Source organism: Flavobacterium sp. (assembly GCF_043720215.1).
Lineage (GTDB): Bacteria > Bacteroidota > Bacteroidia > Flavobacteriales > Flavobacteriaceae > Flavobacterium.
Genome location: NZ_JAYSSZ010000262.1, coordinates 1 through 7,309 on the forward strand (window position 1 = coordinate 1; position 7,309 = coordinate 7,309).

Annotated in this window: 9 protein-coding genes and 1 pseudogene; 4 read left to right on the forward strand and 6 right to left on the reverse strand. The window is 30.8% G+C overall.

Features of this window, described 5'->3' with window-relative positions; all coding sequences use genetic code 11:
* The 3 genes from ACHZC3_RS11515 to ACHZC3_RS11525 all read left to right on the forward strand — a co-directional run.
* Positions 1 to 847 (forward strand): phytoene desaturase family protein (locus tag ACHZC3_RS11515; RefSeq protein ID WP_394760002.1); only part of this gene is annotated, 847 nt, incomplete at its 5' end.
* A gap of 4 nt (positions 848 to 851) precedes the next feature.
* Positions 852 to 1,691 carry a phytoene/squalene synthase family protein gene (locus ACHZC3_RS11520; RefSeq protein ID WP_394760003.1) on the forward strand — a complete coding sequence of 280 codons (840 nt, stop codon included), beginning with the start codon at positions 852 to 854 and terminating at the stop codon, positions 1,689 to 1,691.
* Between the two features lie 5 nt (positions 1,692 to 1,696).
* Positions 1,697 to 2,137: a sterol desaturase family protein gene (locus ACHZC3_RS11525; protein WP_394760004.1), complete on the forward strand. Its 441-nt coding sequence runs from the start codon at positions 1,697 to 1,699 to the stop codon at positions 2,135 to 2,137.
* A 49-nt stretch (positions 2,138 to 2,186) separates the two neighbouring features.
* On the opposite strand, the gene ACHZC3_RS11530 is transcribed toward ACHZC3_RS11525, so the two are convergent.
* Genes ACHZC3_RS11530 through ACHZC3_RS11545 form a run of 4 tightly spaced genes read right to left on the reverse strand, consistent with a single transcriptional unit; the run spans position 2,187 to position 4,230 of the window.
* Positions 2,187 to 2,723, reverse strand: coding sequence for a DUF4252 domain-containing protein (locus ACHZC3_RS11530; protein WP_394760005.1), 537 nt, complete (start codon positions 2,721 to 2,723; stop codon positions 2,187 to 2,189).
* 2 nt (positions 2,724 to 2,725) lie between these two features.
* Positions 2,726 to 3,256 (reverse strand): DUF4252 domain-containing protein, encoded by a 531-nt coding sequence (locus ACHZC3_RS11535; protein ID WP_394760006.1) that lies wholly within the window; start codon positions 3,254 to 3,256, stop codon positions 2,726 to 2,728.
* A gap of 25 nt (positions 3,257 to 3,281) precedes the next feature.
* Positions 3,282 to 3,734 carry a hypothetical protein gene (locus ACHZC3_RS11540; RefSeq protein WP_394760007.1) on the reverse strand — a complete coding sequence of 151 codons (453 nt, stop codon included), beginning with the start codon at positions 3,732 to 3,734 and terminating at the stop codon, positions 3,282 to 3,284.
* A complete protein-coding gene (locus ACHZC3_RS11545; protein WP_394760008.1) occupies positions 3,721 to 4,230 on the reverse strand; it encodes an RNA polymerase sigma factor in 510 nt (169 codons plus the stop codon). The genes ACHZC3_RS11540 and ACHZC3_RS11545 overlap by 14 nt, the downstream gene beginning before the upstream one ends.
* Positions 4,231 to 4,322: 92 nt before the next feature.
* On the opposite strand from ACHZC3_RS11545, the gene ACHZC3_RS11550 reads away from it, so the two are divergent.
* Positions 4,323 to 5,750: a S41 family peptidase gene (locus ACHZC3_RS11550; RefSeq protein ID WP_394760009.1), complete on the forward strand. Its 1,428-nt coding sequence runs from the start codon at positions 4,323 to 4,325 to the stop codon at positions 5,748 to 5,750.
* Between the two features lie 51 nt (positions 5,751 to 5,801).
* Here ACHZC3_RS11550 and ACHZC3_RS11555 read toward each other — a convergent pair whose 3' ends face one another.
* Both ACHZC3_RS11555 and ACHZC3_RS11560 read right to left on the reverse strand, forming a co-directional pair.
* A complete protein-coding gene (locus ACHZC3_RS11555; protein ID WP_394760010.1) occupies positions 5,802 to 6,863 on the reverse strand; it encodes a YncE family protein in 1,062 nt (353 codons plus the stop codon).
* A gap of 5 nt (positions 6,864 to 6,868) precedes the next feature.
* A pseudogene (locus ACHZC3_RS11560) lies at positions 6,869 to 7,309 on the reverse strand (TonB-dependent receptor); the annotation flags it as partial.

A 7,309-nucleotide genomic window follows, 5' to 3' on the forward strand; every position in this document is an offset into this window, starting at 1 on the left:
GAATTTTGCTGATTTTGGATTAGGAACTTGGCAGCCTACAAATGGTTTTCATGATGTGATAAACGGAATGGCAACATTAGCAAAACAATTAGGTGTAACAATAATTACAGATGCAAATGTTGAAAAAATAATTGTTGAAAATAAAATTACCAAAGGAATTCAAATAAATGGAAAAATAATTACTTCAGACATTATTTTATCTGGTGCCGATTACCATCATACTGAAACGCTTTTAGAACCCGAATACAGACAATATTCGGAAAAATATTGGAACAAAAAAACTTTTGCTCCATCTTCCCTCCTGTTTTACGTTGGTTTTGACAAAAAAATAGAAAATGTGATTCATCATAATTTATTTTTTGATGTCGATTTCGATTTGCACTCAGAAGAAATTTACGACAATCCGAAATGGCCCACCGAGCCTTTGTTTTATGCAAATTTTACATCAAAAACTAATCATAAAACAGCACCCGAAGGCTGCGAAAATGGTTTTTTCTTAATTCCAATTGCTCCTGGAATTGAAGACACACAAGAATTAAGAGATACTTATTTTGAAAAAATAATGAATCGTTTCGAAAAAATAACAAACCAAGAAGTCCGAAAAAATATTATCTTTAAGCAATCATTTTGTGTAAAAGATTTTGTAAAAGAATACAACTCATACAAAGGAAATGCCTACGGAATGGCAAATACTTTATTACAAACTGCTTTTTTAAGACCTAAATTAATGAGTAAAAAAGTAAAAAACTTATATTTTACAGGACAATTAACCGTTCCAGGACCAGGTGTTCCGCCTGCATTAATCTCTGGGAAATTAGTTGCTGATTTAATAAAAAAACATTCATAATAATATGAAATCACTTTTTGACATAGTATCTAATGATTGCAGTAAGCTTGTGACAAAATCTTATAGCACTTCATTTTCATCGGCAGTAAAAATGCTGGCACCAAGTATAAGGCAAGATATTTACAACGTGTATGGTTTTGTTCGTTTTGCAGATGAAATAGTAGATAGTTTTCATGATTATGACAAAGAAGCCTTATTTAATACCTTTGAAACAGATTTGGAAAATGCTTTAAAACAAAAAATAAGTCTGAATCCTATTTTGAATGCTTTTCAACATACAGTTCATAAAAACAAAATCCCTAATGAGCTAATTGATGCTTTTATGAAAAGTATGAAGTTAGATCTAGTAAAGAAAGAATATAAAACCAAAGACGAATACAACGAATACATTTACGGAAGTGCAGATGTTGTTGGACTAATGTGCTTAAAGGTTTTTGTGAAAGGAAATATAGAATTGTACGAAAGCTTAAAAAATGCTGCCATGAGATTGGGGTCAGCTTTTCAGAAAGTAAATTTCCTGAGAGATTTAAAAGCCGATTTTGAAGATTTAGACAGAACTTATTTCCCTAATACCGATTTATCACAACTTGACGAAGCTTCAAAACAAGCAATTATTCAGGAAATTGAAGCCGATTTTAGAGCTGGTTACGAAGGTATTGTAAATTTACCAATTGAAGCAAAATTTGGCGTCTATACAGCTTATATTTATTATAAAAAATTATTATCTAAATTAAAAAAAACACCATCGTCTGAAATAAAAAACACTAGAATTCGGGTTTCTGATTATCAAAAAGTTGGTCTACTTGCCAATTGTTATGTAAAATATCGTTTAAATTTATTGTAGAAATTATGTGGTTATATATCTTAGTTTTCTTTATTACTTTCTTCTTTATGGAATTTATGGCTTGGTTTAGTCACAAATACATTATGCATGGTTTTTTGTGGAATTTGCATGCCGATCATCACAAAAAAGACCATGATTCTTGGTTTGAACGAAATGATACTTTTTTTATATTTTATGCTATTGTGAGCATCATTTTCTTTTTACTCTGGAAAAATGACATTCTCCAAGTTGGTCTTGCCATTGGTTTAGGGATTTTTGCTTACGGATTAACTTATTTTCTAGTTCATGATATTTTTATTCACCAACGTTTTAAAATTTTCAGAAATGCTAATAACAAATATGCTCGTGCAGTTCGTAGGGCTCACAAAATGCATCACAAACATATAGGTAAAGGTGATGGGGAATGTTTTGGAATGCTTATTGTTCCTTTTAAATATTTTAAATAAACGAAAAAAGCGATCTGATAGATCGCTTTTTTTATAACTTAATTCAAAACTATTTCATTAAATCTTGTAATGGTTTTAGCTGATCTAAATTGATGTTTCCACTTTTCAGAATATTCACCATTTCCATGATAGAAGTAGGATTCATATCTTTTCCTAATACCCGAACTACAGCAAAACCATTTTCTTTTTTGTTTCCGTAAATAACAAATTCTTCAATATGCTCATCTGATCCTACAAAACTTATTTGAGCTCCTTCTTTTCCGGAACCAAACTTCATTAATTGTTGGTATTTTTCATCTTTTAGAATTGATGTTACTTTTGCTCTTTCAACTTCAAATTTGGATTTATTTTTATCATTTATTTTAAATGCTAGTACATTTATTTTTTCAAATGATGCCAAAGCTTCTTTTTGCGAAACACTTAATTTAGCATTGTCTATATTTAACATTTTTGGTGTCAAATCGATGGCTACAAAATCTTTATTTTCGATATTTTCTACAAAATATTTTTGCAAACTTGGTTCACTTTTACAACTAAATAATAGTGCTAATGTACAACCTACGAGAAATCTTACTATCGTTACCATGATTATTTTTTACCAGCTTTTTTAAGAACATCTCCACCTGGAATATTCATTTTGTTTGTTAATGTCGAAATTTCATTGATATCAAAATCACCAGTAAGCGACATTAAAACGGTTTCGTTTCCTTTTACGTTTGCACTTTCAATAAACATTAATAATTCTTTTACTTGTGAATCCGAACTTCCTGATTTTACATAAATTTTTACATTTTTTTCACCATCATTTACACGCATTAACTCATCTAAATTACTAGTTTTTAGATATTTTTCTACGTTAAACTTCATATCAGCAGTAGTTTTTGCACTCGATGTCATAAATACTTTTAGGTTGTCTAATTTTTTTATTAATGACAAGTATTTTTGTGCTTCTTTGTCTGAAGCTTCCATTTTAACTTTACTCATCAAATCGAACATTTTTTTGTTTACGATTATTGAGGTTACATTATCTTGACCGTCATATTTGTCGAACAACGATTGTGCTTGACTAAAGAATGGTAATAAGATAAATAAGGCTATAATTATTGATTTTTTGTTCATGATTTTAATTTTAATTGATTGATTTTTACTTTTTAAAAATTCTATTTTTCGTATTCTCATACTCTTGTACATACATTACACTTTCTATGACAACATTTACGTTTGATGATAACAAGGCTAATGCTTTCTGTGTTTCTTTGAATGCAAGTTCAGGACTATCGTAAGTTCCCAACTCATTCTGATGATTTACAGGCTCATTAGTATTTATCATAAAAAATGTAGTAACACCCAACAAAACCACAACCGATGCTGCAATAGACAACCACATAACATTACGTTTTTTAGTGATTTGTGGAATCTCTTGTGCAAATTCTTGTTTTTTTGCTTGAGTAAAGTAACCAAACATTGCTTTGTATTGTTCTAAATGTGGCGCCACATCTTGAGATGAAAAGTAGCTGCGCAACTCCTTTTCTTCGGCAATCGAGGTTTCTCCCTGAAAGTATTTTTCTATTAATATCTCTATTTTATTGAATTCCATAATTATGGGTATTTGTCAGTTTTTCTCTTATTGTTTTTCTGGCTCTCGATAAGGCTACTCTAATTGTAGCTTCGCTCATTTCTAATATTTTTGCGATTTCCTCAAACTCATATTGTTCTACATCTCGCATCTGAATGATTAGTTTTTGTTGTTCTGGCAAATCGTTGATCCATTTTTCGACCCAACTCCAAGAATCACTATCTTCAATTTTCTGTTGTAAACTGGCTCCATTTTCAGCATAATTATTATGTACTATTTGCAAATTTGAAGCTCTTTTTGATTTTAAAACATCTAAACAATGATTTTTAGTAATTGTCATCGCATACGCTTCAGTACTTCCAAAACTTTTAAGAACATCATTCTTTTTCCAAAGTTTTACTAACACTTCTTGTGTTGCATCTTCGGCTTCTTCGGTGCTTACGAGCAAACGTTTGGCTAACCTGAACATTTTGTCCTTAAATGGTTTTACATGGTTTATAAATTCAATTTGGTTCATAATGGTTGGTTATATAGTCAAGACGAGTGAGTTTATTTTTTGTTACAAACTTCTAGTTTTATTTTATAAATTTACGTCATAATTAAAAGTAAATGAGAAAATTTCTAAAACATCCGTTCCTACTACTTATAACTTTAACAGCAATCGTAAGCTGTACGGATAATGACGATAATCCATCATCAGTTCCTATTCAGGACTTTATTTGGAAAGGTCTAAATACATATTATTTGTATCAGACACAAGTTCCAGATTTAAGCGATACTAGATTTTCGAGTCAAGTTGATTTAGATAATTATTTATTAAACTCTTCTAGTCCAGAAAGTTTTTTTGAAAGTTTAATTTTTGACAGACAAAATACCGATAAATATAGCGTGCTATTTTCAAATTATATTCAATTAGAGGAGCTTTTGCAAGGAACCTCAAAAAATAATGGCGTCGAATATGGACTTGCATATAAAACAGGAAGCACAACAGATATTTTTGGTTGGGTAAAATATATTATGCCCAATTCTGACGCATCAACAAAAGCAATACAAAGAGGAACTATTTTCTCAGCGGTAAATGGTACTCCGCTAACAATCAGTAATTACAGAAACCTACTTAATCAAGATAATTACACCTTAACTTTAGCAGATTATGATGGGGGAAATATTACTCCAAATGGGCAATCAGTTACTCTAACAAAAGCTGTTTATACTGAAAATCCTGTTTTGCTTAAAAACACACATATTGTTGGATCTAGAAAAATTGGTTATTTAGTCTACAATGGTTTTTACAGCAATTTTGAAACCGAATTAAACAATGCTTTTGCCTATTTAAAAGGTGAAAATGTAACGGATTTAGTACTTGATTTGCGATATAATTCTGGTGGATCTATTGCTACTGCAACACGATTAGCCAGTATGATTACAGGACAATTTGATGGGCAATTATTTACTCATCAAGAATGGAATGCAAAGTTACAATCTAATTTAAACCCTAATGATCTAAACAACAACTTCACTTCTACTCTTGGAAATGGAAGTTCTATCACTAGTTTAAACTTATCTAAAGTTTATATTTTAACAACCAAAACAACTGCTTCAGCGAGTGAATTGGTTATAAATTGTTTGAAACCTTATATAAATGTAGTTCATATTGGCACAAAAACCACTGGAAAAAATGTAGGTTCAATTACATTATACGATTCTCCAAATTTCAGACGACAAGGTGCAAATCCTGACCATACATATGCTATGCAACCTATAGTTCTAAAAACAGTAAACGCAAGTGGTTTTGGTGATTATGCTCAAGGCATTACACCTGACAATGCAACTAATGTTTTACCCGAAAACTTAGCAGATTTAGGCGTTTTAGGCGATCCGAACGAGTTATTATTAGCTAAAGTTTTAAATGTTATTAGCCTTGGTGGAAGACATTTCCCTCAAGATAATTATAAAGTATATGAAGAAATAATAGACAAATCGGTTAGAGATTTAGATAGTGAAATGTATTTAGAAAAAAATCCGAGAGGGTTGTAAAAAACAAAGGCTTTCATTACTGAAAGCCTTTGTTTTTTATATTTTAAATTTTTAGTTAAAATAGAAACCATTTGGTCCAACTCCAACCGTCATTTCTTTTTGCAAAGTACCAGTTAAAGAATAAATGTATGCTTTGCTATTTGCTGTAAAATCACCACCATCAGCAATATAAATTCGTCCACCATTTACTGCAAATCCGTACATTATTCCGTATGCCGAAGTTGAAGTATAACTAAAAATTGCTGTGGTAGATGCTGTGGTTGCAGCTATATCCATTGCGTAAACTGATGTTCCGACAGTGTAATAGATTTTACTTTCATAAATATCTAAATTTTTAGCATCATTTAATGCCGCTGGAAAAACAACTGTGCTGGTCGTAGCGTCTGATAATTTTACTTTTACAATTTCACTTGGTCCTCCGTAAGGACTTCTTAACGCATACAGGAATCCGTTTTTTACTTCCATTGTATCTGCATCGGACCCAACATTTAAAGGTGTTTCTAGTGTATTCGTAGTAGGGTTTACAACTAATACTTTTGTATTATTATATGGTTCTGATATGTATAATTTACCATTTTCAACTAATATTCTATTTGCTGTTGCGTTTAACGGAATAGTAGACTCAACTAAGTTTGTTGTAAGATTTATTACAGCAACATAATCATCTGTATTTCCTGTTGATGGATTCGCATAAGAATAGGTATTTGCATTAGTAACATAAGCTTTTCCGTTTACTACAACTCCGTATCTTGGAGCAACAAGACCTGTTTCTATTTTTGCAACTAATTTGAATGTTTTTCTGTTTACAACATTGATTTTATTAGATCCACCAGCAATAATATAAGCGTAGTCACCATTAAGAAACATAGATTGCACATATTTCCCAAATAAATCACCAGGGTTAACAATTGCATGTACATCTTGTGTAAAACTGGTTAAATCATTACCAATAAAAGACACAGAACCTTGTCCTGAACTACCTTCATTTAAAATAAAAGTACCATTTTCATAAGCTCCTAAAACTGGTGCTACTGGCACATCCTCGTCGTTTGAACAAGAAAAAAACAATGGAAAACTCATAAGAGCTACTAAAAACAATTTACTGAACTTCATAATTATTAAAATTTAAGGGTTATGTATAGATTAAAATTTCTACCTGGAAGTGGTCTATCTTCAAGACTCTGATACTTTTCATTGAATAAATTAAGTACTTGAAAACCTAATTTTGAAGAGTTTAATAATTTAAAATCATAGTCTATCCCTATATTAGAGATTTTATATGATTTTATAATTTGTTTGGGATCATTATCTGACCTTGTAAATACAAATCCGTTGTATAAGAATTGGTAATTTATAGCAAAATTTCTATATGAATAAGCTATCGACCCTGTGGTTTTATGAAAAGGAACAAAAAATAATTGCTTTTTTGTTTCTTCGTCTTGTGAAATTGTATAAGCATAAGTCCCATTTATGCTAAAAAAATGCTTGCCAAAATTATTTGCCCAACCCAATACAGTTTCAGATCCATAAGCGGCAACTTTATTCGTGTTTTGTGGTGT